Annotated in this window: 19 protein-coding genes, 2 tRNA genes and 1 pseudogene; 5 read left to right on the top strand and 17 right to left on the bottom strand. The window is 72.5% G+C overall.

Annotation, left to right across the window (positions count from 1 at the left end):
* The first annotated feature begins 99 nt into the window (after positions 1 to 99).
* Both ACH4TL_RS21270 and ACH4TL_RS21265 read left to right on the top strand, forming a co-directional pair.
* The gene (locus ACH4TL_RS21270) at positions 100 to 837 is read left to right on the top strand and encodes an MBL fold metallo-hydrolase (RefSeq protein WP_398316497.1); all 738 of its coding nucleotides are present in this window, start codon (positions 100 to 102) and stop codon (positions 835 to 837) included.
* Between the two features lie 30 nt (positions 838 to 867).
* On the top strand, positions 868 to 1,698 hold the full coding sequence (locus ACH4TL_RS21265) for a DUF3097 domain-containing protein (RefSeq protein ID WP_398316499.1): 831 nt from the start codon (positions 868 to 870) through the stop codon (positions 1,696 to 1,698).
* Here ACH4TL_RS21265 and hemW read toward each other — a convergent pair.
* The 4 genes from hemW to lepA form a co-directional block, all read right to left on the bottom strand.
* Positions 1,695 to 2,927: a radical SAM family heme chaperone HemW gene (gene hemW / locus ACH4TL_RS21260; RefSeq protein WP_398316501.1), complete on the bottom strand. Its 1,233-nt coding sequence runs from the start codon at positions 2,925 to 2,927 to the stop codon at positions 1,695 to 1,697. The genes ACH4TL_RS21265 and hemW overlap by 4 nt on opposite strands.
* A gap of 92 nt (positions 2,928 to 3,019) precedes the next feature.
* Positions 3,020 to 4,981, bottom strand: a complete 1,962-nt coding sequence (locus ACH4TL_RS21255; protein WP_398316503.1) for a SpoIIE family protein phosphatase — start codon at positions 4,979 to 4,981, stop codon at positions 3,020 to 3,022.
* A gap of 147 nt (positions 4,982 to 5,128) precedes the next feature.
* Positions 5,129 to 7,018 carry an AMP-dependent synthetase/ligase gene (locus ACH4TL_RS21250; protein ID WP_398316505.1) on the bottom strand — a complete coding sequence of 630 codons (1,890 nt, stop codon included), beginning with the start codon at positions 7,016 to 7,018 and terminating at the stop codon, positions 5,129 to 5,131.
* A gap of 197 nt (positions 7,019 to 7,215) precedes the next feature.
* On the bottom strand, positions 7,216 to 9,096 hold the full coding sequence (gene lepA, locus ACH4TL_RS21245) for a translation elongation factor 4 (protein ID WP_398316507.1): 1,881 nt from the start codon (positions 9,094 to 9,096) through the stop codon (positions 7,216 to 7,218).
* Between the two features lie 194 nt (positions 9,097 to 9,290).
* On the opposite strand from lepA, the gene rpsT reads away from it, so the two are divergent.
* The gene (rpsT, locus tag ACH4TL_RS21240; RefSeq protein ID WP_398299742.1) at positions 9,291 to 9,557 is read left to right on the top strand and encodes a 30S ribosomal protein S20; all 267 of its coding nucleotides are present in this window, start codon (positions 9,291 to 9,293) and stop codon (positions 9,555 to 9,557) included.
* 235 nt (positions 9,558 to 9,792) lie between these two features.
* Positions 9,793 to 10,746 carry a hypothetical protein gene (locus tag ACH4TL_RS21235; protein WP_398316509.1) on the top strand — a complete coding sequence of 318 codons (954 nt, stop codon included), beginning with the start codon at positions 9,793 to 9,795 and terminating at the stop codon, positions 10,744 to 10,746.
* 43 nt (positions 10,747 to 10,789) lie between these two features.
* On the opposite strand, the gene holA is transcribed toward ACH4TL_RS21235, so the two are convergent.
* Positions 10,790 to 11,779 (bottom strand): DNA polymerase III subunit delta, encoded by a 990-nt coding sequence (gene holA / locus ACH4TL_RS21230; RefSeq protein WP_398316511.1) that lies wholly within the window; start codon positions 11,777 to 11,779, stop codon positions 10,790 to 10,792.
* Positions 11,780 to 11,872: 93 nt separating this feature from the next.
* Between holA and ACH4TL_RS21225 the strand changes: the two genes are divergently transcribed.
* Positions 11,873 to 12,118 carry a hypothetical protein gene (locus tag ACH4TL_RS21225; RefSeq protein ID WP_398316759.1) on the top strand — a complete coding sequence of 82 codons (246 nt, stop codon included), beginning with the start codon at positions 11,873 to 11,875 and terminating at the stop codon, positions 12,116 to 12,118.
* 43 nt (positions 12,119 to 12,161) lie between these two features.
* Here the strand turns inward: ACH4TL_RS21225 and ACH4TL_RS21220 are convergent, their stop codons facing one another.
* The 12 genes and pseudogenes from ACH4TL_RS21220 to rsfS all read right to left on the bottom strand — a co-directional run bounded on the left by ACH4TL_RS21220 (position 12,162) and on the right by rsfS (position 24,080).
* Complete coding sequence (locus tag ACH4TL_RS21220) at positions 12,162 to 12,830, bottom strand: O-methyltransferase (RefSeq protein ID WP_398316762.1); 669 nt, start codon at positions 12,828 to 12,830, stop codon at positions 12,162 to 12,164.
* Between the two features lie 77 nt (positions 12,831 to 12,907).
* Positions 12,908 to 15,457 (bottom strand): annotated as a pseudogene (locus ACH4TL_RS21215) (ComEC/Rec2 family competence protein); the annotation flags it as partial.
* A complete protein-coding gene (locus ACH4TL_RS21210; protein WP_398316513.1) occupies positions 15,454 to 16,311 on the bottom strand; it encodes a helix-hairpin-helix domain-containing protein in 858 nt (285 codons plus the stop codon). The gene ACH4TL_RS21210 and the pseudogene ACH4TL_RS21215, both read right to left, overlap by 4 nt.
* A gap of 654 nt (positions 16,312 to 16,965) precedes the next feature.
* Positions 16,966 to 17,811 carry a DegV family protein gene (locus ACH4TL_RS21205; protein WP_398316515.1) on the bottom strand — a complete coding sequence of 282 codons (846 nt, stop codon included), beginning with the start codon at positions 17,809 to 17,811 and terminating at the stop codon, positions 16,966 to 16,968.
* 81 nt (positions 17,812 to 17,892) lie between these two features.
* The gene (locus ACH4TL_RS21200) at positions 17,893 to 18,564 is read right to left on the bottom strand and encodes a hypothetical protein (protein ID WP_398316517.1); all 672 of its coding nucleotides are present in this window, start codon (positions 18,562 to 18,564) and stop codon (positions 17,893 to 17,895) included.
* A gap of 132 nt (positions 18,565 to 18,696) precedes the next feature.
* Complete coding sequence (gene leuS, locus ACH4TL_RS21195) at positions 18,697 to 21,573, bottom strand: leucine--tRNA ligase (protein WP_398316519.1); 2,877 nt, start codon at positions 21,571 to 21,573, stop codon at positions 18,697 to 18,699.
* Positions 21,574 to 21,875: 302 nt separating this feature from the next.
* Positions 21,876 to 21,948, bottom strand: a tRNA-Ala gene (locus tag ACH4TL_RS21190).
* Between the two features lie 102 nt (positions 21,949 to 22,050).
* Positions 22,051 to 22,284 (bottom strand): hypothetical protein, encoded by a 234-nt coding sequence (locus tag ACH4TL_RS21185; protein WP_009717962.1) that lies wholly within the window; start codon positions 22,282 to 22,284, stop codon positions 22,051 to 22,053.
* Between the two features lie 5 nt (positions 22,285 to 22,289).
* Positions 22,290 to 22,448: a hypothetical protein gene (locus tag ACH4TL_RS21180; RefSeq protein WP_358617751.1), complete on the bottom strand. Its 159-nt coding sequence runs from the start codon at positions 22,446 to 22,448 to the stop codon at positions 22,290 to 22,292.
* A gap of 382 nt (positions 22,449 to 22,830) precedes the next feature.
* A tRNA-Ala gene (locus ACH4TL_RS21175) sits at positions 22,831 to 22,903 on the bottom strand.
* A gap of 86 nt (positions 22,904 to 22,989) precedes the next feature.
* Positions 22,990 to 23,643: a histidine phosphatase family protein gene (locus ACH4TL_RS21170; protein ID WP_398316765.1), complete on the bottom strand. Its 654-nt coding sequence runs from the start codon at positions 23,641 to 23,643 to the stop codon at positions 22,990 to 22,992.
* Positions 23,640 to 24,080: a ribosome silencing factor gene (gene rsfS, locus ACH4TL_RS21165; protein WP_398316521.1), complete on the bottom strand. Its 441-nt coding sequence runs from the start codon at positions 24,078 to 24,080 to the stop codon at positions 23,640 to 23,642. The genes ACH4TL_RS21170 and rsfS overlap by 4 nt, the downstream gene beginning before the upstream one ends.
* Positions 24,081 to 24,138: the final 58 nt, after the last annotated feature.

Raw genomic sequence — 24,138 nt, 5'->3', positions numbered from 1 at the left:
GCCAGTGTACGGCGGGGTGCGGTGGCCACGGCAAGAGCCGCCCCCCGCCGGTGCCCCGGCCACACGTCACGCTATCGCTGTTGGAGCTAGCGTCTCGGTATGAAGACGTGTTGGGAAGAGGCCGGGTGGGAAGAGCTCGCGCCCGATGTCGCCCGGCGGCGGCTGCCGGACTGGGACTGCACGGTCGGCGTGATCGTCGGCCGGAAGGACGTCCTCGTGGTGGACACCGGCTCGACGCTGCGCGAGGGCGCGGCGCTGCGGGCCGAGATCACCCGGCTGACCGGCCGCAGGCCGACCAGGATCGCGCTCACCCATCCGCACTTCGACCATGTCCTCGGCACGGCCGCCTTCGCGGGCTGCGAGGTGTACGGGGCCACCGGTCTGGACGGTCCGCTGCGCCGCGACCGGGAGGCGCTGCGCGAGGACGCGGTACGGCACGGAGTGGCCCCCGGTGCCGCCACCGAGGCCGCCGATCACCTCGTACCGCCCCATCACGCGGTCTCCGGGGAGATCACCGTGGACCTGGGCTGCCGGTCCGTGCTGCTGGCGAACGTGGGTCCCGGGCACACCGCCCACGACCTGGCCGTCCTGGTCCCTGGGCGGCCGGAGGTGGTCTTCTGCGGCGATCTGGTGGAGGAGTCGGGCCCGCCCCAGGCCGGGCCCGACGCGATCCCCGACCACTGGCCCGCCGCGCTCGACCGGCTGCTCGCCCTCGGCGGCGAGGACGCGCGGTACGTCCCCGGCCACGGGTCGGTCGTGGACGCGGCCTTCGTACGTGACCAACGCGACGAACTGGCCGCGCGCTTCGGCGTGTCCCGCTCGGCCCGCTCCCGCTGAGCCCTCTCCCGCCGCGCTATGGTCATCCGGATGCGCAGCCGACAGTACGACTCGGATCTGACCCCGCCCTGGAAGCGGCAGCAGCCCGCGCCCGAGGTCGCCGCCGAACCGGACCTCGTGGTCGAGGAGGTCACCACCGGGTTCTGCGGTGCCGTGATCCGCTGCGAGAAGACCGCGCAGGGGCCGACGGTCACCCTGGAGGACCGCTTCGGCAAGCACCGCGTCTTCCCCATGGAGCCGCGCGGCTTCCTCCTGGAGGGCCGCGTCGTCACCCTCGTACGTCCGCGCGCGACGGCCCCCGGCGCGCCGCGGCGCACCGCGTCCGGTTCGATCGCCGTCCCGGGCACCCGCGCGCGGGTCGCCCGCGCCGGGCGCATCTATGTGGAGGGCCGCCACGACGCGGAGCTGGTGGAGCGGGTCTGGGGCGACGATCTGCGCATCGAGGGCGTCGTCGTGGAGTACCTGGCGGGCGTCGACGACCTGCCCGCCATCGTGCGCGACTTCTCCCCCGGCCCGGACGCCCGGCTCGGCGTCCTGGTGGACCACCTGGTGGCCGGGTCCAAGGAGTCCCGTATCGCCGAGCAGATCACCGACGAGCACGTGCTGGTCGTCGGGCACCCCTTCATCGACGTGTGGGAGGCCGTGAAGCCGTCCTCACTGGGCGTTCCCGCCTGGCCGACGGTGCCACGCGGCCAGGACTGGAAGACGGGCGTCTGCCGGGCGCTGGGCTGGCCTGAGAACACGGGCGCGGCATGGCAGCGGATCCTGTCCGCGGTCCACTCCTACAGGGACCTGCGGCCGGAGCTGCTGGGCAGGGTCGAGGAACTGATCGATTTCGTCACGGCTCCCGAGGCCGGTTAGTCGACCACGTCCCGCACCACGGCGTCGGCCAGCAGACGGCCCCTGAGGGTGAGCACGGCCCGGCCCTGCCGGTAGGGCTCCGGCTCCAGCAGGCCGTCCTCCAGCGCCCGCGCCGCGGCCGCCGCGCCTGCCGGGCGCAGCAGCTCCAGCGGGCACCCCTCGGCCAGCCGCAGCTCCAGCAGGATCCGCTCCACGCGGCGCTCCTCGTCGGACAGCAGCTCCCGCCCCGCCCCCGGTGAGCGGCCCTCGCCGAGCGCCTGCGCGTACGCCCCGGGGTGCTTGACGTTCCACCAGCGCACCCCGCCGACGTGGCTGTGCGCGCCGGGGCCCGCGCCCCACCAGTCGGCGCCGCGCCAGTACAGCTCGTTGTGGCGGCACCGGCCCTCGGGCGAGGTGGCCCAGTTGGAGACCTCGTACCAGGAGAAGCCCGCCGCCGACAGCGTCTCCTCGGCGATCAGATACCGGTCCGCGTGCGCGTCGTCGTCGGTCATCGGCACCTCGCCGCGCCGGATGCGGCGCGCCAGCTGGGTGCCCTCCTCGACGATCAGCGCGTACGCCGAGATGTGGTCCGGGCCCGCCCCGAGCGCCGCCTCCAGGGAGGCCCGCCAGTCGTCGTCGCTCTCGCCGGGGGTTCCGTAGATCAGGTCCAGGTTCACATGATCGAACCCGGCCGCGCGCGCCTCCGCGACGCACCGCTCGGGGCGCCCCGGGGTGTGGGTGCGGTCCAGCACCTTCAGCACGTGCTGCCGGGCGCTCTGCATCCCGAACGACACCCGGTTGAACCCGGCCTCCCGCAGCGCCTCCAGATACCGCGGATCGACCGACTCCGGATTGGCCTCGGTGGTGATCTCGGCCCCGTCAGCGAGCCCGAACTCGTCCCGGACGGCCCCGAGCATCCGCCCGAGGTCCGCAGCCGCGAGCAGCGTCGGCGTCCCGCCGCCGACGAACACGGTCTCGACCGGCCGCGGGTCGTCCCCCAGCACCTTCCGCGCGAGCCGCACCTCCTCCGCGACCTGCTCGGCGTAGTTGTCCCGGGAGGCGAGCACCCCGCCGGAACCGCGCAGCTCGGCGGCGGTGTACGTGTTGAAGTCGCAGTACCCGCAGCGGGTGGCGCAGTAGGGCACGTGCAGATAGAACCCCAACGGCCGCCCCGCCGTCCCGGCCAGCGCGCCGGGGGGCAGCGCGCCGTCCTGGGGCATGGGCTCGCCGTCAGGCAGTACGGAAGGCATGGCCCCATTGTCCGCCATGCCGCCCCCGCCCCCGTCCCCCGGCCCGGGGCGGATGCCGGGCCCGGGGGGCGGAGCTGATCAGGGGGCGTGCTCTAGAGGGCTCTGAGCACCAGCATCGCCAGGTCGTCGTCCGGTGGCTCCATCGCGAACTCGTCCACCGCGCGGCGCACGCGTTCCGCGACTTCTTGGGCGCTCAGGCCCGCGCAGCCCGCGAGAACCGCCGCCAGGCCGTCCTCGTCGTCGAACTGGCGGGTGCCGGAGCGGTGCTCCGTGACGCCGTCGGTCACGCACAGCAGGGTCTCGCCGGGCGCGAGATCGAACGTTTCACTCTCGTACGCGGCGTCCTCCACCACGCCGAGGAGTATCTGCGGGGCGGCGACCGTGCGTACCGTGCCGTCGGGCTGGAGGACCAGCGGCAGGGGGTGGCCCGCGCTGGCCAGGGTGCAGCGCACGCCGCCCTCGGCGCCCGGGCCGAGCGGCACCAGCTCGCCGTACAGGAGCGAGAGGAACCGCGCCGGGCCGCCGCCTGGTGGGAGGCCCGCGCCGCCGGGGTCGACGCCGACGCCCGCCGCCTCGACGGCCTCGACCGCCTCGCCCACGGTCTCCTCGCCCAGCAGCTGGTTGAGGCGGTCGAGGACCTCCCCCACGTCGTAGCCCTCGCGGCCCAGCAGCCGCAGCCAGGGGCGCACCAGGCCGGTCACCACGGCCGCTTCGGGGCCGTTTCCGCAGACGTCGCCGAGCACGAAGCACCAGCGGCCGTCGCCGGCCGGGAAGACGTCGTAGAAGTCGCCTCCGGCCGAGATGTCGCCGGTCGGCTCGTACACGACGGCCGACTCGACGCCGGGGATCCGGGCGATCCCGGACGGCAGCAGCCCGCGCTGGAGCACCGAGCTGATGGTGGCCTGGCGGGTGTAGCGCCGGGCGGAGGCGAGGGCGAGCGCGACGCGGCGCGCGAAGTCCTCGACCAGGCCGACGACTTCGTCCGGCATGCGGACCAGACCGGCCCGCCCCAGCAGCAGCGTGCCCAGCGCGCGGCCGCCCGCGATCAGGCGGCAGGCGAGGGCCGCGCCGCCGGGCCCGTACGCCGCGGGGTCGGACGGCCACGGCCAGTCCACGGCGCCGCCGCGCGCGGTGGCGGGCAGCTGGGGCGGCTCCTTCTCCAGCACCTGCCGCAGCCCCTCCATGCGGCTCTCGCTGGCGTGCCAGACCCGGTCCAGCCGCGGCGGCCCGCTGCCGGTGTCGAGCCAGACGGCGCACCAGTCGGCGAGCCGCGGCACCAGCAGCTGTCCGGCGAGCGAGGTGACCAGCTCCTCGTCGAACTGCCCGGCGAGCAGGTCGGACGCCTCGGCGAGGAAGGACAGGGCGCCGTGCCGGGTCCATTCCGGATCGGCGCGGCGGGCGGGCACCCGGCGCGGCACGGGGGCGACGATCTCGGTGCCGCGCGCGGCCCACGGCGCCGCGAGGTCCCCGGCGGTCACGGGCTCCTCGGCCGGCACCGGGTCGGCGGCGGCCGTGACCGCCACCTGGAACCACACCGTCTTGCTGGCCCGCCGGTACGTCGTTCCCCACGCCTCGGCGATCTCGGCGACGAGCCGCAGGCCGTGGCCTCCGGCGCACTCCGCGCCGTCCGCGTCCACCGGCGGGTCGCCGCGCAGCACCCGGGTGGGGTGGTGGTCGGTCACCTCGACGACGAGAGAGGGCGGTTCGCCCTCGTGGCTCGACACATCGAGCGCGCAGCACACCTCGACGGCGGTGCCCGCGTGCACCACGGCGTTGGTGACCAGCTCGCTCACCAGCAGGACGGCCTCGTCCGCGGTCCGGTCGGTGATCCGGTCGGCGGCCGGTACGTCGAGCGCGACCCACTCGGCGAGCGCGGCGCGCACGAACCGGCGGGCCGCGGCGGCCGCGAGCGGGCTGCCGGGCAGGCTCGCGCGGGCCGAGGCGCTGGTACGTACAGGACCGATTCCCCCGACCGGCAGAGCCACCCCGCCTGCGGATGCAGACGGGGTGGAAGATGACGTCCCCACTGTGCGGCTCCTGAGAAGCTCCGTCATATGCGCCGTATCCGGCACGGACAGAGTGACAGACGGACCGCAGTTATATGCACCGAGTCACGCAAGTTAACTGTGTTGAGGGGAAAAATCGTGCGTACGCCGGTCCTGTTCCGGTAAAGAACCCCGGCCCGGATCCGGGGTTCGCCGTCACGCCTCCCGGGTACCGGCGTACATGTCCTCGATCAGGTCCTTGTACTCGCGCTCCACCACCGGCCGCTTCATCTTCAGACTCGGCGTCAGCTCGCCGTGCTCCACGTCCAGATCGCGCGGCAGCAGCCGGAACTTCTTGATCGTCTGCCACCGTTGCAGCCCCTCGTTGAGCCGCCGCACATAGCCGTCGATCAACTCCCGCACCGCCTCGGTGTCCACGACCTCGGCGTAGGACTTCCCCGCCAGGCCGTGCTCCTGCGCCCAGCCCATGATGGTCGGTTCGTCGAGGGCGATCAGCGCGGTGCAGTAGTTGCGGTCGGAGCCGTGCACCAGGATGTTGGAGACGAACGGGCACACCGCCTTGAACTGGCCCTCGACCTCCGCCGGGGCCACGTACTTCCCGCCCGAGGTCTTGATCAGGTCCTTCTTGCGGTCGGTGATCCGCAGATAGCCGTCGGGCGACAGCTCCCCGATGTCGCCGGTGTGGAACCAGCCGTCGGACTCCAGCACCTTCGAGGTCAGCTCGGGCAGCCCGTGGTACCCCTCCATGATGCCGGGGCCGCGCAGCAGCACCTCGCCGTCGTCGGCGAACCGCACCTCCGTGCCGGGGAACGCCTTGCCGACCGTACCGGTGCGGTAGTCCGGCGGGTTCAGGAAGCTGGCGGCGCTGGACTCGGTGAGCCCGTACCCCTCCAGGATGTTGATGCCCGCCCCCGCGAAGAAGTAGCCGATCTCGGGGGCCAGCGCGGCCGAACCGGACACGGCGGCGCGCAGCCGCCCGCCGAACGCCTCGCGCAGCTTGGCGTAGACGAGCTTGTCGGCGGCGGCGTGCTGCGCCTTGAGGCCGAACGGCACGGAAGCGGTGCCGGTGCGGCGGAAGTTGTCCTGGGAGGTCCTGGCGTAGTCGCGGGCGACCCCGGCCGCCCACTGGAAGATCTTGTACTTGGCCGCGCCGCCCTCCCGGGCCTTCTGCGCCACCCCGTTGTAGACCTTCTCGAAGATCCGCGGCACCCCGCACATATAGGTGGGCCGGACCACCGGCAGATTCTCGATGATCTTGTCGACCCGGCCGTCTACCGCGGTCGTGTGTCCGACGTAGATCTGCCCCGCCGTCAGCACCTTGCCGAAGACATGCGCGAGGGGCAGCCACAGATACTGCATGTCGTCGGGGTAGAGCAGCCCCTCCTGGGTACCGATGGCGATGGCCATGTAGGACCAGGAGTCATGCGCCAGCCGTACGCCCTTGGGGCGGCCGGTGGTACCGGAGGTGTAGATGAGCGTCGCCAGCTGATCGGCGCGCAGCGCGTCCGTACGCTCCCGTACGGCGTCGGGGTGCTCGTCCAGATGCGCCGCACCGCGCTTCTCCAGCTCGGCGAGGGAGAGCACCCAGCCCTCCGGATCGTCCCCCGCGGGCATCGCGTCCTCGGCCTCGATCACCACCACATGGGCGAGATCGGGCAGCTCGGCGCGCTTCTCGCGGACCTTGGCCAGCTGGGCGCCGTCCTCGGCGATCAGGACGCGGCTGCCGGAGTCGGCGAGAATGAAGGCGGTCTCGTCGGCGTTGGTGCTCGGGTAGACCGTGGTGGTCGCCGCGCCCGCGCACAGCACGCCCAGGTCACCGAGGATCCACTCGACGCGCGTCGAGGAGGCGAGCGCCACCCGCTCCTCGGGGCGGACGCCGAGGGCGATCAGCCCGGCGGCGATGGCGAAGACGCGATCCGCGCTTTCCCGCCAGGTCAGCGGCCGCCACTCGTCGGGACCCCGGCCGGAGGCGGACGGCACGGGATAGCGGTACGCCTCCCGGTCCGGTGTCGCCTCGACGCGCTGGAGGAAGTGCGTCGCCAGGGACGGCGGCCGGTTCTCGAGCAGTTTCTGGGTGTCGGTCACGGCATCCTCCGGGTCCCGCCTCAGTGCTTGGTGACTCACGAGTAACCTTCGCGTGGCGATCAGCGTAAGGGCCGAAACCGTACTGCGTAAGGGGTTCCGGGCCACGTACTTCAGATGAGGAGGGCCTGCCTCACCCCTAGAGCGTCACATGACAACGGGCCCGGCGCTTCTTGCGCACCGGGCCCGTTCCACGACCGCTACTTCTTCTTGCTGTCGCCACCGCCGTCGGAGTCGGAGGACAGCACCGCGATGAAGGCCTCCTGCGGCACCTCCACGCTGCCGACCATCTTCATCCGCTTCTTGCCTTCCTTCTGCTTCTCCAGCAGCTTCCGCTTACGGGAGATGTCACCGCCGTAGCACTTGGCGAGGACGTCCTTGCGGATGGCCCGGACGGTCTCCCGGGCGATGACCCGGGAGCCGATGGCGGCCTGGATCGGCACCTCGAAGCTCTGCCGCGGGATCAGCTCGCGCAGCTTGGCGACCAGCCGCACGCCGTACGCGTACGCCTTGTCCTTGTGGGTGATCGCGGAGAAGGCGTCGACCTTGTCGCCGTGCAGCAGGATGTCGACCTTGACCAGGTCGGAAGCCTGCTCACCGGTGGGCTCGTAGTCGAGCGAGGCATAGCCGCGGGTCTTGGACTTCAGCTGGTCGAAGAAGTCGAAGACGACCTCGGCGAGCGGGAGCGTGTAGCGGATCTCGACCCGGTCCTCGGAGAGGTAGTCCATGCCGAGCAGCACGCCGCGGCGGTTCTGGCACAGCTCCATGATCGCGCCGATGAACTCGCTGGGCGCGAGGATCGTGCCGCGCACGACCGGCTCGTGCACCTTGTCGACCTTGCCCGCGGGGAACTCGCTGGGGTTGGTCACCGTGTGCACGGCGCCGTCCTCCATGTCCACCCGGTAGATCACGTTCGGCGCGGTGGCGATCAGATCGAGGTTGAACTCGCGCTCCAGCCGCTCACGGATGACCTCCAGGTGCAGCAGCCCGAGGAAGCCGACCCGGAAGCCGAAGCCGAGGGCGGCGGAGGTCTCCGGCTCGTAGACCAGCGCGGCGTCGTTGAGCTGGAGCTTGTCCAGGGCCTCGCGCAGCACCGGATAGTCCGAGCCGTCCAGCGGGTACAGGCCCGAGAACACCATCGGCTTGGGGTCCTTGTAGCCGCCCAGCGGCACCTCGGCACCCTTGGTGAACTGGGTGATCGTATCGCCGACCTTGGACTGTCGGACGTCCTTCACACCGGTGATCAGATAGCCCACCTCGCCGACGGACAGCCCGTCGGAGGCGGTCATCTCGGGTGAGTTGGTGCCGATCTCCAGCAGCTCGTGGGCGGCGTTGGTCGACATCATCCTGATGCGCTCACGCTTGTTGAGCGTGCCGTCCACGACCTTCACATAGGTCACGACACCGCGGTACGCGTCATAGACGGAGTCGAAGATCATCGCGCGGGCGGGCGCGTCCTTGACCCCCACCGGCGGCGGGACCAGCCGCACGACCGTGTCCAGCAGCTCGTCCACGCCCTCGCCGGTCTTCGCCGAGACCTTGAGCACGTCGGAGGTGTCGCAGCCGATGAGGTGCGCCAGCTCGGCGGCGTACTTCTCGGGCTGGGCCGCCGGGAGGTCGATCTTGTTGAGGACCGGGATGATCGTGAGGTCGTGCTCCATCGCCAGATAGAGGTTGGCGAGGGTCTGGGCCTCGATGCCCTGGGCCGCGTCGACCAGCAGGATGCAGCCCTCACAGGCCGCGAGCGACCGCGAGACCTCATAGGTGAAGTCCACGTGGCCAGGGGTGTCGATCATGTTGAGCACATGGGTGACCGGCTGCGGGCTCCCCTGCTCCTCGGTCAGCGCCCAGGGCAGCCGGACCGCCTGGGACTTGATCGTGATGCCGCGCTCGCGCTCGATGTCCATGCGGTCGAGGTACTGCGCGCGCATCTGTCGCTGCTCGACCACACCGGTCAGCTGAAGCATGCGGTCGGCAAGCGTCGACTTGCCGTGGTCGATGTGCGCGATGATGCAGAAGTTACGGATCAAGGCCGGGTCGGTACGGCTCGGCTCCGGCACATTGGTAGGGGTCGCGGGCACGCAGGGTCCTGTGTCTAGGCGGGACTCGGTGTTCTCAGTTCCTCCATGGTCCCATGAACGGCAACCGCTTCCGGGTTTGGGAGGCCACCAGCGCTGCTGGTAATCTGGCGGACTGTGTCTTACGCGACCCTCTCGCGCGGGACACGACCGCACGACAGACAGCGAAAACCAACGAACCTGCGAAGGCTCTTCACGTGGCGAACATCAAGTCCCAGATCAAGCGGAACAAGACGAACGAGAAGGCGCGTCAGCGCAACAAGGCCGTCAAGTCCGAGCTCAAGACCGCGATCCGCCGGACCCGCGAGGCCGTGGCCGCCGGTGACGCCGAGAAGGCCACCGCCGCCGCCCGCGCCGCCGCGCGCAAGCTCGACAAGGCCGTCAGCAAGGGCGTGCTCCACAAGAACAACGCCGCCAACAAGAAGTCGGCCATCGCGCAGCAGGTCGCCGGCCTCAAGGGCTGACTCTTCCGGGCCACCCGCACGGGTGACCCACCGGGGCGACGCATCGCCCCCACCCCGCCGTGGGGAACGTCCGAGCCCTCTACCTCGGATCACGGACAGCCTTCGTAGTACGCCACGCTACGTTCAATGCCCCCGGGCCCACTCCGGGGGCATTGCTGTGTCCGGGACCCTCTTGTAACCGGATCGTCCCTGCGCAGCGCGGGGTTTTCGGTGTTTCTTCGGGTATGTTCACGTCATGTCGATACCGGGGGATACACCCAATCCGTACGGGCCGCCGCAGCCGCCGCCTCAGCCGCCGCTCCCGCCCCAGCAGAACGCTCAGCCGCAGCCGCCGTCTCAGCAGAGCGCGCCGCCGCCCGGCTCCTACGGACAGCCGCCGCAGCCTTCGCCGCACGCCCCGGCGTACGCGCAGCCGACCATGCCGGGGGTGCCCGCGGTGTCCGCGATGCCCGGAGGGCAGCAGCCGGGCGGCGGGTACGGGCCGTACGGCGCGCCCCCGCCCCCGCCCGGCGGCGGTGCCGGAGGCGGCGGCGGAAAGGGCTGGCTGTGGGCGCTCGGCGGGGCCGTGGTCGCCTCCGCTGTCTGGGCGGGCGTGGTGTTCGCGACCGGAGGGTTCGACGGCGAGCCGAAAGCCGACCTCGCGGGCTACGGCTACCGGAGCAATCTGTGCGCCTCGACCGATCTCGAGGCCATCAAGGACGCCGGATACGAGCAGAAGGACACCAGCAGCTCCACGAATCCGCGGCACAGCGCCTCCCGTGACCCGGCCCTGGACTCGATGACCTGCCAGATCGACTTCGAGCCGAGCGACGCGTCGAGCAGCGACTACTCCTCGTCATGGCTCTCCACGACGGCCGGACTGCACCGGAAGACCGACCCGGAGCCGGAGTTCGAGGCCCAGTACCGGAGTTACGAGGACCAGCGGACCTCCAGCTACACCTACAAGGTGAGCCCGGTGGACGACCTCGGTGACGAGGCGTACGTCGTCACGCAGGAGAACACCGGCAGCAGCGACACCGGGGCGTATGTGATCCTCGGCGTGCGGGAGGGCTGGATGACCTACCAGTCGACGTGGTCGGAGTACGTCTCCAGCTCATCGAGCGCCGACCCCATGACGACGTCGGAGGCCACCGAGATGCTCGAAAAGAGCGCCCGGGCAACTCTGGAGAAGCTGAAGAACCAGGGCTGAGCGCTGCCGGGGCCCGGCTGCCGGGCCCCGGCCGCCACCGCGTCTAGGAACGGCCCGCGCGGGCGGCACGGGCGATGGTGACGACGGCCTTCTCCAAGGCGTATTCCGGATCGTCGCCCCCGCCCTTGACGCCCGCGTCGGCCTCGGCGACCGCGCGCAGCGCGATCGACACCCCGTCCGCCGACCAGCCGCGCATCTGCTGCCGCACCCGGTCGATCTTCCAGGGCGGCATGCCCAGCTCACGAGCCAGATCACCGGGGCGGGCTCCGCGCGGCGCGGAGGCCAGCTTGCCGATGGCGCGGACGCCCTGGGCCAGGGCGCTGGTGATCAGCACCGGCGCCACGCCCGTGGACATGGCCCAGCGCAGCGCCTCCAGCGCCTCGGCCGCCCGCCCCTCGACGGCGCGGTCGGCGACGGTGAAGCTGGACGCCTCGGCCCGGCCCGTGTAGTAGCGGCCGACGACGGCCTCGTCGATCGTGCCCTCGACATCGGCGGTGAGCTGGGACACCGCGCTGGCCAGCTCGCGCAGATCGCTTCCGATGGCGTCCACCAGCGCCTGGCAGGCCTCCGGCGTCGCGGACCGGCCGGTGGCGCGGAACTCCGACCGGACGAACGCCAGCCGGTCGGCGGGCTTGGTCATCTTCGGGCACGCGACCTCGCGCGCCCCGGCCTTGCGGGCGGCGTCGAGCAGCCCCTTGCCCTTGGCCTGACCGGCGTGCAGCAGCACCAGGGTGATCTCCTCGGCGGGGGCGCCGAGATAACCCTTCACGTCCTTGATCGTGTCCGCCGACAGATCCTGCGCGCTGCGCACCACCACGACCTTGCGCTCCGCGAAGAGCGACGGGCTGGTCAGCTCGGCGAGGGTGCCGGGCTGGAGCGCGTCGGGAGTGAGGTCGCGCACATCGGTGTCGGGGTCCGCGGCGCGGGCGGCCGCCACGACCTGCTGCACGGCACGGTCGAGCAGCAGGTCCTCCTGGCCCACGGCGAGGGTCACCGGGGCGAGGGGATCGTCGGTCGTCGTCTTCCTGGCCATCGCGGTCCAGCATCCCATGGACCACCGACAGCCGGGCCGTCCCACAGCCCGGCCCTCCCCATGGCCGACAATGTTCCGGTGATCGATGAAGGACTGAACGGCGAGCGGCATGTGCTGGTGCTGCCCGACCGCGACGCGGCGGAGGAGGTCGCCGAGGCGCTGCCCGAACGCTTCGGCGTCGCGGAGGAGCCCCAGCTGGTGCGCGATGCCCTGGCGGGCGAGGACGACGCCGAGGACGCCCAGTGGCTGGTCGTCGTCGAGGACCCGGCCGCGCGGCTGGACCCGGCCGCGCTGGACGCCTTCGCCGAGGAGTACGAAGGCTGGCTGGAGACCGACTGACTGACGTGGGCCGTGGCCCCCTGACCGCTCCCCGCGTCGGCCGCTACCCGGTGACCAGCGCCAGCGCGAAGCCGTCGTACCCCTTCTCGCCGACCGTCTGCACCGCCGTCGCCGTCAGCCGGGGCTCCTCCGCGATCAGCTCCGTGAAGCGCCGTACGCCCTGGACGCGGGGATCCGTGCTGGCGGGGTCGGCCACCTCCCCGTCCCGCACCACGTTGTCCCCGATGATGAGGCTGCCGGGCCGGGTGAGCCGCAGCGCCCAGGCGAGGTAGTCGGGGTTGCCCGGCTTGTCGGCGTCGATGAAGACCACGTCGAAGGGGCCGTGTCCCTCCTCGGCCAGCCGGGGCAGCGACTCCAGCGCCCTGCCGGTGCGGATCTCGACCACCTCGCCCAGGCCCGCCCGCTCCACATTGGCCCGCGCCACCTCCGCGCACCGGGGATCGGCCTCCAGGGAGACCAGCCGCCCGCCCTCGGGCAGCGCCCTGGCCAGCCAGATCGTGCTGTACCCGCCCAGGGTGCCGATCTCCAGCACGCTGCGCGCCCCCTGGATCCGGGCCAGCAGATGCAGCAGCTTCCCCTGATTGGGCGCCACCTGATGCGGCGGCAGCCCGGCGGCCGCGCTGTGCTCCAGGGCGGCGTCCAGGGCCGGATCCGACGGTGCCAGAAGGCCGTTGAAGTAGTCATCGACCTTCGTCCACTGGGCGAGCGACATGAGCGAGTTTCCTTCCGGAACCGACTGTGTACGCCCCTGGAACCTACTGGCGCCCGGCGCCCCCGGCCTCTCCTTTTCCCTCCGGCCATCGCCCGCAGCCGTGGGCCGGTCACCGCGATCGGCCCGTCCCGGTCGGTCCGCAGCACGGCGGCGCCCCGGGCTCTCAGGGCCGCGACGGTACGGGGTGACGGATGCCCGTACGGGTTGTCCGCGCCGCAGGAGATCAGGGCGATACGCGGACGCAGCCGGTGGATCAGCCGCGGGTCCTGGTAGGCCGAGCCATGGTGGGCGACCTTGAGCACGTCCACCGGCGGCAGGTCGGGATGCGCCGTCAGCAACGCCTGCTGGGCGGGCGGTTCCAGATCGCCGAGGAGCAGCAGGGTCAGGCCCGCCGTGCGGACCAGAAGGGTCACGCTCGCGTCGTTCGGCCCCTCCTGCGCCGGGGCGCCGGCGGCCGGGGTGCGGGTGGTCGGGGTGCGGGTGGTCGGGACGCCGGTGGCCGGGGTGCCGGACCCCGGCGGCCACAGCACCTCCCACGACAGCGGGCCGGATCGGCGCCGCTCCCCCGGCCCGGCCGTCACCACCGGCACCCGTGCCGCCGCGGCCCCGCGCCGCACGGCCGTGGCCTGGCCGGGCGGCTCCGCCAGGCCGGTCGTCTCGATCGCCCCCACCGAACGGCCGCGCAGCACCCCGGGCAGCCCGGCCACATGGTCGGCATGGAAGTGGGTGAGGACGAGCAGCGGGATGCGGACCACGCCCAGCGTCCGCAGACAGCGGTCCACGGCCCGTGGCTCGGGACCGGCGTCCACCACGACGGCCGTGCCGGGGCCCGCGGCCAGGACCAGGGCGTCCCCCTGACCCACATCGCAGGCCACCATCCGCCAACCCGGCGGCGGCCAGCCGGTGATGATCCGGGTCAGCGGCGCCGGGCGGACCACCGCGAGCAGCAGGAGCAGCGCGCAGACCGCCCACAGCCATCGGTGCCGCAGCAGGCGGCGCCCCAGAAGGACGGCGGTCACGGTGACGCCCGCCAGCAGCAGCCCACCGGGCCAGCCGCCCGGCCATCCGGCCTCCGCACCGGGAAGCCCCGCGCCAGTACGGGCCACCCCGGCGATCCACTCCGCCGGCCAGCCCGCGGGCCAGGCGATCCACCGGGCGGCCGGGAGCGCGAGCGGGGCCACCACGAGCGCGGCCGAGCCGAGGATCATGGCGGGCCCCACCGCCAGCTCGGCCAGCAGATTGCAGGGGATCGCCACCAGGCTCACCCGCGCCGCCATCATCACCACCACCGGGGCGCACACCGCCTGCGCCGCGGCGGCGGCCGCCAGCATCTCGGCCGGGCGCGGCGGCACCCCACGGCGCCGCAGGGCGTCGCCCCACCCCGGTGCGAAGGTGAGCAGTGCGCCGGTGGCCAGGACGGACAGCACAAACCCGTAACTCCGGGCCAGCCACGGGTCGTACAGCACCAGCACGAGGACCGCGGCGGCCAGGGCCGGGAGCAGCGAACGTCTGCGCCCGGTGCCGATGGCCAGCAGCGTGATCAGCCCGCACGCCGCCGCCCGCAGCACGCTGGGATCGGGTCGGCAGACGACCACAAAGCCGAGCGTGAGCGCGCCGCCGAACAGGGCCGTGGTCCGCAGCCGCATCCCGAACGCCGCGGCCAGCCCGCGCCGCTCGGCCCGCGCGGCGAGGTGCGGAGGGCCGGTCAGCAGCGCCAGCAGCAGCGTGAGGTTGCTGCCGGAGACGGCCAGCAGATGCGTCATGTCCGTGGCCCGGAACGCCTCGTCGAGCTCGGGCGGGACCCGTGAGGTGTCCCCCACGACCAGCCCCGGCAGCAACGCCCGCGCGTCCGGGGACAGCCCGTCGGTCGCCGTACGCAGCCCGGCGCGCAACCGGCCCGCCAGCCGCTGGGCCGAGCTGGGCGGCCCGATGACGCGCGGCGGCCCGCCACCGCCGCGCACCACTGCCGCGACCCGGTCCCCGTCGCGCAGCGGCGGAGCCAGGCGGCCGTGCACCCGCAGCCGCGTGGACGGCAGCAGCCGGAGCCACTCCGCGCGCTGCCGGGCCTCCGGGCGAACCGTCACCAGCACCGGGGCCCGGGTGTCCGTCGTCGTGCCGTCCGGCCCGGTGACCCTGGTGGCCTCCGCCTCGATCACCACCGACACGGGCGCGAGCGCGGACCCGCGCACCCGGGGGCGGCTGAGCCTCGGGTCCCCCGTGACCGTCACCTCTGCGGTCGCCTCGGCGAACTCCCCTGCCAGCGCGGGGATCGGTCCGCGCCGCACGTCCGCCGCGTGCAGCGCGGCGACGGCCGCCGCCGTGGCCCCGCACAGCAGGACCGCCGCCACCGCCCCCGCCGTCCGCCGTTTGGTCCGTGCCATGACGGCCCGGCGCCGACGGGCCACGCCCAGGATGACGACCGCCGCCAGGCAGGCTCCCGCGCAGGCCAGGGCCACCACGCGGCCCGGCATGCCCAGCGCGATCGCCGCCGCGGCCCACGCCGCCAGCGCGGGCGGCACCAGGCGGAGGTCCGCCGGACCCTCCTGGCGCGGATCGGACGCCCCGCGCGGTGAGGCGGCGGCCGCGTGCACCGGGGCGCGGGGGCGTGCCGTCTGCACGGAGGTCATGGCTGGACCAGCGGGCGGAGATCGGCGAACCGACGCTCGCCGATGCCGTTGACCTCGCGGAGTTCGTCGATGGAGCGGAAGCCGCCGTGCTGGGTGCGGTAGTCGAGGATGTGCCGGGCCAGGACCGGGCCGACCCCTGGCAGGGTGTCGAGCTGTTCCGCCGTCGCGGAGTTGAGGCTGATCGTGACGCCGGAGGGTGCGCCGGCTGTGCCGGGCCCGGCGCCCGGTCCGAGGGCCGGGTCGGTGGGTGCCGGGCCCGCCGGGGCCTGGTGCGCCGGGGCGCCGACCACGATCTGCTCGCCGTCCACCAGGGGGCGGGCCCGGTTCAGTCCGCTGGTGTCCGCGCCCGGCCGCGCGCCGCCCGCCGCCTTGATCGCGTCGGCGACCCGCGCCCCGGACGGCAGGTGCCGCAGTCCCGGACGGCGGACCTTGCCCGTCACGTCGACCACGACCGACCGGCCGCCCGCACCGGCGGACGGCCGCTCCCCGGCCGTCGGCCCGGCTGCCACCGCCGCACGCGCGGGCTCGGGTTCGGGCGCCCGGACGGTCTGCGGGCGCCCGCTCCAGAAGTGGTAGACCGCGAAGCCCAACGCGACGACGAGGGCGACCGCCAGCGCGGCGACGGTCCGTAACTCCATGCCGCAGCGCAGCTGAAGCCACAGCGGGAGGCGTTCGCGCAACGCCAGCCACACCCGCTCGCGGCGCCGCAGCGCCACGCCCCCGCCGTCGCCGTTCTCGCCCGCGTCCACCGCGTCGTCCTCGCCCTCCGGCCCGGCCCAACGCGGCACACGCCGCCGCGCAGCGGAGGACGCGCCCGCGTCACCCACCGCCCCGGGCCCCGACTCCGCAGCCACGACGCCCGAACCGAACGCGTGGCTCGAGGCGGGTACGGGACCCGGAGCCGAACCCCGGGCAGGCACCGCGCCCCGGGCGGCTGCCCGACCCGGCGCGAACGCCGCGCCGAGGTCACGCACACCACCCACGGTCGACGCCGGGCCCGGAGTCCTGGCCGGGGCCTGGGCAAGCACTGGCCCCGGGCCGGGGGCCGGGCTGGTAGCGGGGGCCGGGATCGAAGCGGAGCCCTGATCCGGAGCAGGCATCGCGGCCCGAGCGGAGACCGGGGCCGCAGTGCGGGCCGGAAGCGGAGCGGGTTTCCGCAGTGGAGCAGATGCCGCCGCTGGGGCGGGCGTCCGGCTTACAGCGGGTGCTGGGCTCAGGGGCCTGGTCGTGCCTCGGGTGGGGGTGGGGGGCTGTGCGAGGCGAAGGGTCGGGCTTCGGGTGGGTGGGCTGGGGAACAGGGCCGCCGCGCGGGTGGGGCGGGTGGCGGCTCGGGGGGCCGTGGGGCGGCAAGGGCTGCGGTGGCGGCCGCGGGGCGGGCGGAGGGTTACGGTGCGTGATCGGGTCCTCATGCCGCCTGACCGTAGGCGGCTTCGTCCGAACCCGCTGATCATGCCCGGTTTCCGGGGATAACCCGCGGGTTGTGGAAAACTCCGTCGCCCGGACGAGCGCTACCGCGGCGAGACGACCGCGCCCAGCAGCCCCGGGCCCGTGTGCGCCCCGATCACCGCGCCCACCTCGCTCACGTACAGTTCCACGAGCCCCGGGACCCGCTCCCGCAGCCGCTCCGCGAGGGCCGTGGCGCGCTCTCCCGCCGCGAGGTGCTGGACGGCGATGTCCACCGGGCTCCGGCCCGCCCGCTCCACCACGATCTCCTCGAGCCGGGCGATGGCCTTGGATGCGGTGCGGACCTTCTCGCGCAGTTCGATCCGGCCCTCGTCGACCTGGAGCAGCGGCTTGACCGCGAGCGCGGAGCCGAGGAGGGCCTGGGCGGCGCCGATGCGGCCGCCGCGGCGCAGATAGTCGAGGGTGTCGACGTAGAAGTAGGCGGCGGTGCCGTCGGCCCGCTTCTGGGCCGCCGCGACGGCCTCGTCCAGCGTGCCGCCGCCCTCCGCGGCCTCCGCAGCGGCCAGCGCGCAGAAGCCGAGCGCCATCGCGACCATGCCGGTGTCCACCACCCGCACCGGTACGGGCGCGTCCTGGGCGGCGAGCAGCGCCGCGTCGTAGGTGCCGGAGATCTCGGCGGACAGATGCAGCGAGACGATGCCGGTCGCGCCCTCCGCCGCGGCCGCGCGGTAGGCCTCCGCGAAGGTCTCCGGGCTGGGCCGGGACGTGGTCACGGGCTTGCGCTTCTGAAGGGCCTCCGCGAGCGACAGGGCCGAGATCTCGGTCCCCTCTTCGAGCGCCCGGTCTCCGAGCACCACCGTCAGCGGCACGGTGGTGATGCGATGCCGCTCCATCGCCTCCTGCGGCAGGTAAGCCGTTGAATCGGTCACGATCGCGACATGGCGGGACATGACTGGGAGATTATCCGGGGAAGCCCCGGGCCGACAGCGCGACCCCACCGGTGATCACCGACCCTATCGGTAAGGCCGAGTTCAGGCGGTGTTCTCGGGGCGTGAGGTCTTCTGCCAGGAGTAGGGCTGTGGGCGGGGGGTGTTCTCCAGGGACGGGGGTGTGGGTGCGGACTCGTCAACGGGCCTCGGGCCCGACGCGGGCCTCGGCTCCTCCACCGTCCAGTGCCGCAGCGCCCCCGCCTCCATCTCGATCTCCCGCCCCAGCGCGTCCAGCTCGTCGTGGGCGAACCGCTGGGCCCGCTCCCGCACCGCCCAGCGCAGCGAGTCCGCGGAGTGCGTGATCCGCTCCGTACGCTCCCGCAGCTCGGGGAGGAGGGCGGCGAGGCGGGTCTTGTCGGGCTCGCGCTCCAGCCGCTTCAGGTCGTCGTCCAGCTCGCGGCCGTGCTCGCCGAGCCGCCGGAACAGGTTCAACGACTCCGCCACGGAGCGGTCTTGGCCCGCCACCGCGTGCAGGGCCTGCTCGGTGGCGGACATCGAGGTACGCAGCGACAGCCGCAGCTCGGCCAGCTCACCGGCCGCGCCCGGGCGGGAGAACTGGCGGGCCCGGAGCCGGGTGTCCTCGACCGTGCGGCGGGCCTGGTCCACGGTGCGGTCGAGGCTGCGCTTGGCCGTGCGCACCACCCGCACCGAGACATAGGCGCCGGTCGCGATGAACATGACGAAAAGCAGCAACAGGATCCAGATGGCTTCCATGTGCGCTCCTTCGGGCGGCGGTCACCGCGGTGGCTGCTGTCCTCCCAGCGTAAACGGACCGGGCGGGCCCAGGGTTCCTGACGAACCCCCAGCCCGCCCGGACGCGATCAGCGGCGGCAGCTCACCGAGCCATCAGGCCGGGACGATGTTCACCAGCTTCGGCGCCCGCACGATCACCTTGCGGATGCCCGCGCCGTTCAGCGCCGCGACCACCGCCGGGTCGCCCAGGGCCTGCGCCTCCAGCTCCTCGTCGGAGACCGACGGGGCGACCTCCAGCCGGGCCTTGACCTTGCCCTTGACCTGGACGACACAGGTGACCGTCTCGTCCACGACGTACGCCGGGTCGGCGACCGGGAAGGGCTCGTGGACGACCGAGGCGTCGTGGCCCAGCTTGCGCCACAGCTCCTCGGCGATGTGCGGGGCCAGCGGCGCGATCAGCAGCACCAGCCGCTCGGCGACCGAGCGCGGCACCTCGCGCACCTTGGTGACGTGGTTGTTCAGCTCGGTGATCTTGGCGATGGCGGTGTTGAAGCGCAGACCGACCATGTCCTGCCGGACGCCGTCGATCGCCTTGTGCAGGGCGCGCAGGGTGTCCTCGTCGGGCTCCGCGTCGACGACGGTGACCTCGCCGGTGGCCTCGTCCACGACGTTGCGCCACACCCGCTGGAGCAGTCGGTACTGGCCGACGACCGCGCGGGTGTCCCAGGGGCGCGAGACGTCCAGCGGGCCCATGGCCATCTCGTACAGGCGCAGCGTGTCGGCCCCGTACTCGGCGCAGATCTCGTCCGGGGTGACGGCGTTCTTCAGGGACTTGCCCATCTTGCCCAGCAGCCGGGTGACCTTCTCACCCTCGTACCAGTACGCCCCGTCCCGCTCCTCGACCTCGGCGGCCGGGACGGCGATGCCGCGGCTGTCCCGGTAGACGTACGCCTGGATCATGCCCTGGTTGTACAGCTTGTGGAACGGCTCGGCCGACGAGACATGGCCCAGGTCGAACAGCACCTTGGACCAGAAGCGCGCGTACAGCAGGTGCAGCACGGCGTGCTCGGCGCCGCCGACGTACAGGTCGACGCCGCCGTGCGGCTGACCGTCGCGCGGGCCCATCCAGTAGCGCTCGGTGTCGGGGGCGACCAGCTGCTCGCTGTTGCGCGGGTCCAGGTAGCGCAGCTCGTACCAGCAGGAGCCGGCCCAGTTGGGCATGGTGTTGGTCTCGCGACGGAACGGCCGGGGGCCGCGGCCGTCGCCCAGGTCCAGCTCCACGTGGACCCACTCCTCGTTCCGGGACAGCGGGGTCTCCGGGGAGGTGTCGGCGTCGTCGGGGTCGAAGGTGCGCGGCGAGTAGTCCTCGACCTCCGGCAGCTCCAGCGGCAGCATCGACTCGGGCAGCGCGTGGGCCACGCCGTCCTCGTCGTAGACGATCGGGAACGGCTCGCCCCAGTAGCGCTGACGGCTGAACAGCCAGTCGCGCAGCCGGAAGTTGACGGTGCCCTCGCCGATGGAGCGGGACTCCAGCCACTCGGTGATCCGGGCCTTGGCCTCGACGACGCCCAGCCCGTCCAGCGAGATGCCCTCGCCCGCCGAGTTGACGATCGCGGCGTCGTACGAGCCGAACGCGTCGTCCCAGGTCGACGGGTCGGTGCCGCGGTCGTCGGACGGCTCCACGACGCACCGCATGGGCAGCTCGAAGGCGCGGGCGAAGGCGAAGTCACGGCCGTCGTGCGCCGGAACGGCCATGATCGCGCCGGTGCCGTAGCCCACCAGGACGTAGTCGGCGATGAAGACGGGCACCCGGTCGCCGCTGACCGGGTTGACCGCGTACGCGCCGGTGAAGACGCCGGTCTTCTCCTTGACCTCGGCCTGCCGCTCGACGTCCGACTTGGCCGCGGCCTGCTTGCGGTACGCGGCGACGGCCTCGGCCGGGGTGGCGTGCCCGCCGGTCCACACGTCGTGGGTGCCCTCGGGCCAGGAGGCCGGGACGATGGAGTCCACCAGGTCGTGCTCGGGCGCCAGCACCATGTAGGTCGCGCCGAACAGGGTGTCCTGGCGGGTGGTGAAGACCGTGATCTGCGCGTCGGGGTGGTCCAGCACCGGGAAGTCGACCCGGGCGCCCTCACTGCGGCCGATCCAGTTGCGCTGCTGGAGCTTGATGGCCTCGGGCCAGTCCAGCGCGTCCAGGTCGTCCAGCAGCCGGTCCGCGTAGGCGGTGATCCGCATGTTCCACTGGCGCAGCTTGGCCTTGAAGACGGGGAAGTTGCCGCGCTCGGAGCGGCCGTCGGCGGTGACCTCCTCGTTGGCCAGCACGGTGCCCAGGCCGGGACACCAGTTGACGGGCGCGTCCGAGGCGTACGCCAGGCGGTAGTGGCCCAGGATGTCCGCCCGCTCGGCCTCGGTCAGCGCGTCCCAGGGGCGCCCGTCGGGGGTGGCGCGCTCACCTGAGGCGAACTGTTCGACCAGGGTGTCGATCGGGCGTGCCGTCTTCGCCTCCGGGTCGTACCAGGAATTGAAGATCTGGAGGAAGATCCACTGGGTCCACTTGTAGTAGTCCGGGTCGATCGTGGCGAAAGAGCGGCGCGGGTCGTGGCCCAGGCCCAGGCGGCGCAGCTGGCGCCGCATGTTCTCGATGTTGGCCTCGGTGCTCACCCGGGGGTGGGTACCGGTCTGCACCGCGTACTGCTCGGCGGGCAGGCCGAAGGCGTCGAAGCCCAGGGTGTGCAGGACGTTGTGGCCCGTCATGCGGTGGTAGCGGGCGTACACATCGGTGGCGATGTAGCCCAGCGGGTGGCCCACGTGCAGCCCCGCACCCGAGGGGTACGGGAACATGTCCATGACGAACTTCTTCGGGCGGGCGACGACATCGGCGTCACCGGTCAGGTCGCCGCCCGGGTTGGGCGCGTCATACGTGCCGTTCGCGTCCCAGATGTCCTGCCAGCGGGCCTCGATGTCAGCGGCCAGCGCGGCCGTGTAGCGGTGCGGCGCGGCCACCTCGGCTGCGGCATTGGTCTCGCTCATGATCCTCAAAGCTCCATTGGTCGTCTCTGCCCGCGGTACAGGCCGATTCCCTCTTGTCCGGTGAAACAAAAAGGCCCCTCGCACAGGAGGGGACGCCGCGCCGATGCCGACCGAAGACGATCACGGTCGGTACTGATCAGCGCGGCCCGCTAAGCAGAAGGCGTACGGCACGCATGGGGTCAGGTTACCGCAGGGCACCGACGACCCGCATCGAGGACGGTGCGCGGGCGGGAAGCGGGTGGGGAAGCGGACGGGAAAACGAAAGCGAGCCGTCCACATCGGACGGCCCGCTCCTGGGATTGTGGAGCTAAGGAGAATTGAACTCCTGACCTCCTGCATGCCATGCAGGCGCTCTACCAACTGAGCTATAGCCCCAGGTCTTGCTCCGCCCGGTTCCCCTCGGCGGCATCGCCTACATTACACGGACGCCCCGGGCTTTAGCCAAATCGGTTCCCGCGAGGCCCCGGGCCCCACCTCTCACGCCGTCGCGAACGAGTAGAAACGCTTCAGCGTGCAGTGCTCTTCGAGGAGGCGGCCATAGATCGGCTCGCCCTCCAGCTCCCGGTACGTCTCGATCGGGTCGCCCTTGATGATCAGCGCCTGGGCGCACTCCGCGCACCAGTACTGATAGTCGGAGTTGAGCGGCTCCATGTCGCGGACGATGGGCGTACCGCCGCCGCACCAGTCACATTTCCGGCTGTGTGCTCCCATGTCACTCAGCTCCAGCTGTGGCCGCAGGCCGTACACACGTAGGAAACACCGCCGTTGTCGCCGAGTACCTGAGCCACATGGCCGGATCCGCAGGACGGACATTCGATGCCCTCCCGAGCCGTCTCGGAAAGGTCCTCGAACGCGTCGAGGATGCTGGTCGGCATCCCACCCGTCCCTCCCCATCGGACTATCGGCCCCGCGCCCCCGCCGGCTGTCCGATTCTGCCACGGGGTGACGCCCAGGTCAGCGGAGATGCGACAGACGCCTCACCAGACTCACAAGCGCTACGCACACCGCCACTTCCGCCGAGCGTCCCGCTCGGCGCGGTGTCGTCCAACCTACCCAGGAAGATCGCACCGAACCCAGCCACCCCGGGGACAGGTTGAGTTGAGCCGACGTCAGCAGGGGTCGGCCGGAGGCGAGATCGGCCGGCGTCCGTTTCCGCCACGTACGGGCAGTACCGCCACATGCGAAGCCGCATACAAAGCCGCATACAAAAGCGGCGATCCCGCCTCCCGGTGAGGGAGACGGGATCGCCGCCATCTGTGGAGCTAAGGAGAATTGAACTCCTGACCTCCTGCATGCCATGCAGGCGCTCTACCAACTGAGCTATAGCCCCGCTGCTCTCTGCGCCGGAGCGCTTCGAACGGTTAGGAGCATAGCCGGTGACCAGCCGGAAAAGGAAATCGAGCCGGGAGGGGTCGCTCAGTCGTCGTCGCCGAGGACCGGCTCGGGAAGGGATCCGGCGTTGTGCTCCAGCAGCCGCCAGCCGCGCGCGCCCTCGCCCAGCACCGACCAGCAGCAGTTCGAGAGGCCGCCGAGCGCCTCCCAGGTGTGCGGCTCCAGGCCGAGCAGCCGCCCGATGGTGGTGCGGATCGTGCCGCCGTGGCTGACCACCACGAGGGTGCCGCCGTCGGGCAGCTTCTCGGCGGCCTCCAGCACGACCGGCGCCGCCCGGTCGGCGACCTCGGACTCCAGCTCGCCGCCACCGCGCCGCACGGGCTCGCCGCGCTTCCACGCCGCGTACTGCTCGCCGAACCGCTCGATGATCTCCTCGTGCGTGAGCCCCTGCCACTCACCGGCGTAGGTCTCCCGCAACCCCGCGTAGTGGGCGACCGTGAGCCCGGTCACGGTGGCCAGCTCGGCGGCGGTCGCCATGACCCGCTTGAGGTCGGAGGCGACGATCGCGTCCGGCCGCAGCCCGGCCAGCAGCCGGGCCGCGCGGTGCGCCTGCGCGACGCCGGTGTCGGTCAGCTCGATGTCCAGGGAACCCTGGAAACGGCGCTCGATGTTCCAGGCCGTCTGGCCGTGCCGCCACAGGACTATGCGGCGGCCGCGGCCGCTCATGGTGCCGTTCAGCTCAGCTCACCGCCCGCACCGCCGTCCGGGCTCTGCGCCTGCGCGTACTCCTCCGCCTTGCCGCGGGTGGCCTCGGCGTCGGCCGGAAGCGCCAGCTGCGGGCAGTCCTTCCACAGCCGCTCCAGGGCGTAGAAGACCCGCTCCTCGCTGTGCTGGACGTGCACCACGATGTCCACGTAGTCCAGCAGCACCCAGCGGGCCTCGCGGTCGCCCTCGCGGCGGACCGGCTTGGCGCCGAGGTCCTTGTTCAGCCGCTCCTCGATCTCGTCGACGATCGACTTCACCTGCCGGTCGTTGGGCGCCGAGGCCAGCAGGAAGGCGTCGGTGATCGAGAGCACGTCGCTGACGTCGTACGCGATGATGTCGTGCGCGAGCTTGTCGGCGGCCGCTTGGGCGGCGGCGTTGATGAGCTCGATGGAGCGGTCCGTGGCGGTCACAGGCGAGGCTTTCCGGTCGGTGGGGACCCTCAGGGTCTGGCTCCCCCAAGGGTCTCAC

Source organism: Streptomyces sp. NPDC021115 (assembly GCF_044333065.1).
GTDB lineage: Bacteria > Actinomycetota > Actinomycetes > Streptomycetales > Streptomycetaceae > Streptomyces.
This window is presented reverse-complemented; position numbering and strand designations above follow the sequence as displayed.

Bases quoted from the DNA above. Each gene is read 5' to 3' on its own strand.
- ACH4TL_RS21185 (WP_009717962.1), bottom strand. From the start codon at position 22,284: ATGGGAGCACACAGCCGGAAATGTGACTGGTGCGGCGGCGGTACGCCC.
- leuS (WP_398316519.1), bottom strand. From the start codon at position 21,573: ATGAGCGAGACCAATGCCGCAGCCGAGGTGGCCGCGCCGCACCGCTAC.
- ACH4TL_RS21180 (WP_358617751.1), bottom strand. From the start codon at position 22,448: ATGCCGACCAGCATCCTCGACGCGTTCGAGGACCTTTCCGAGACGGCT.
- ACH4TL_RS21235 (WP_398316509.1), top strand. From the start codon at position 9,793: ATGTCGATACCGGGGGATACACCCAATCCGTACGGGCCGCCGCAGCCG.
- ACH4TL_RS21255 (WP_398316503.1), bottom strand. From the start codon at position 4,981: ATGACGGAGCTTCTCAGGAGCCGCACAGTGGGGACGTCATCTTCCACC.
- holA (WP_398316511.1), bottom strand. From the start codon at position 11,779: ATGGCCAGGAAGACGACGACCGACGATCCCCTCGCCCCGGTGACCCTC.
- ACH4TL_RS21270 (WP_398316497.1), top strand. From the start codon at position 100: ATGAAGACGTGTTGGGAAGAGGCCGGGTGGGAAGAGCTCGCGCCCGAT.
- ACH4TL_RS21205 (WP_398316515.1), bottom strand. From the start codon at position 17,811: ATGTCCCGCCATGTCGCGATCGTGACCGATTCAACGGCTTACCTGCCG.
- ACH4TL_RS21220 (WP_398316762.1), bottom strand. From the start codon at position 12,830: ATGTCGCTCGCCCAGTGGACGAAGGTCGATGACTACTTCAACGGCCTT.
- ACH4TL_RS21265 (WP_398316499.1), top strand. From the start codon at position 868: ATGCGCAGCCGACAGTACGACTCGGATCTGACCCCGCCCTGGAAGCGG.
- ACH4TL_RS21200 (WP_398316517.1), bottom strand. From the start codon at position 18,564: ATGGAAGCCATCTGGATCCTGTTGCTGCTTTTCGTCATGTTCATCGCG.
- hemW (WP_398316501.1), bottom strand. From the start codon at position 2,927: ATGCCTTCCGTACTGCCTGACGGCGAGCCCATGCCCCAGGACGGCGCG.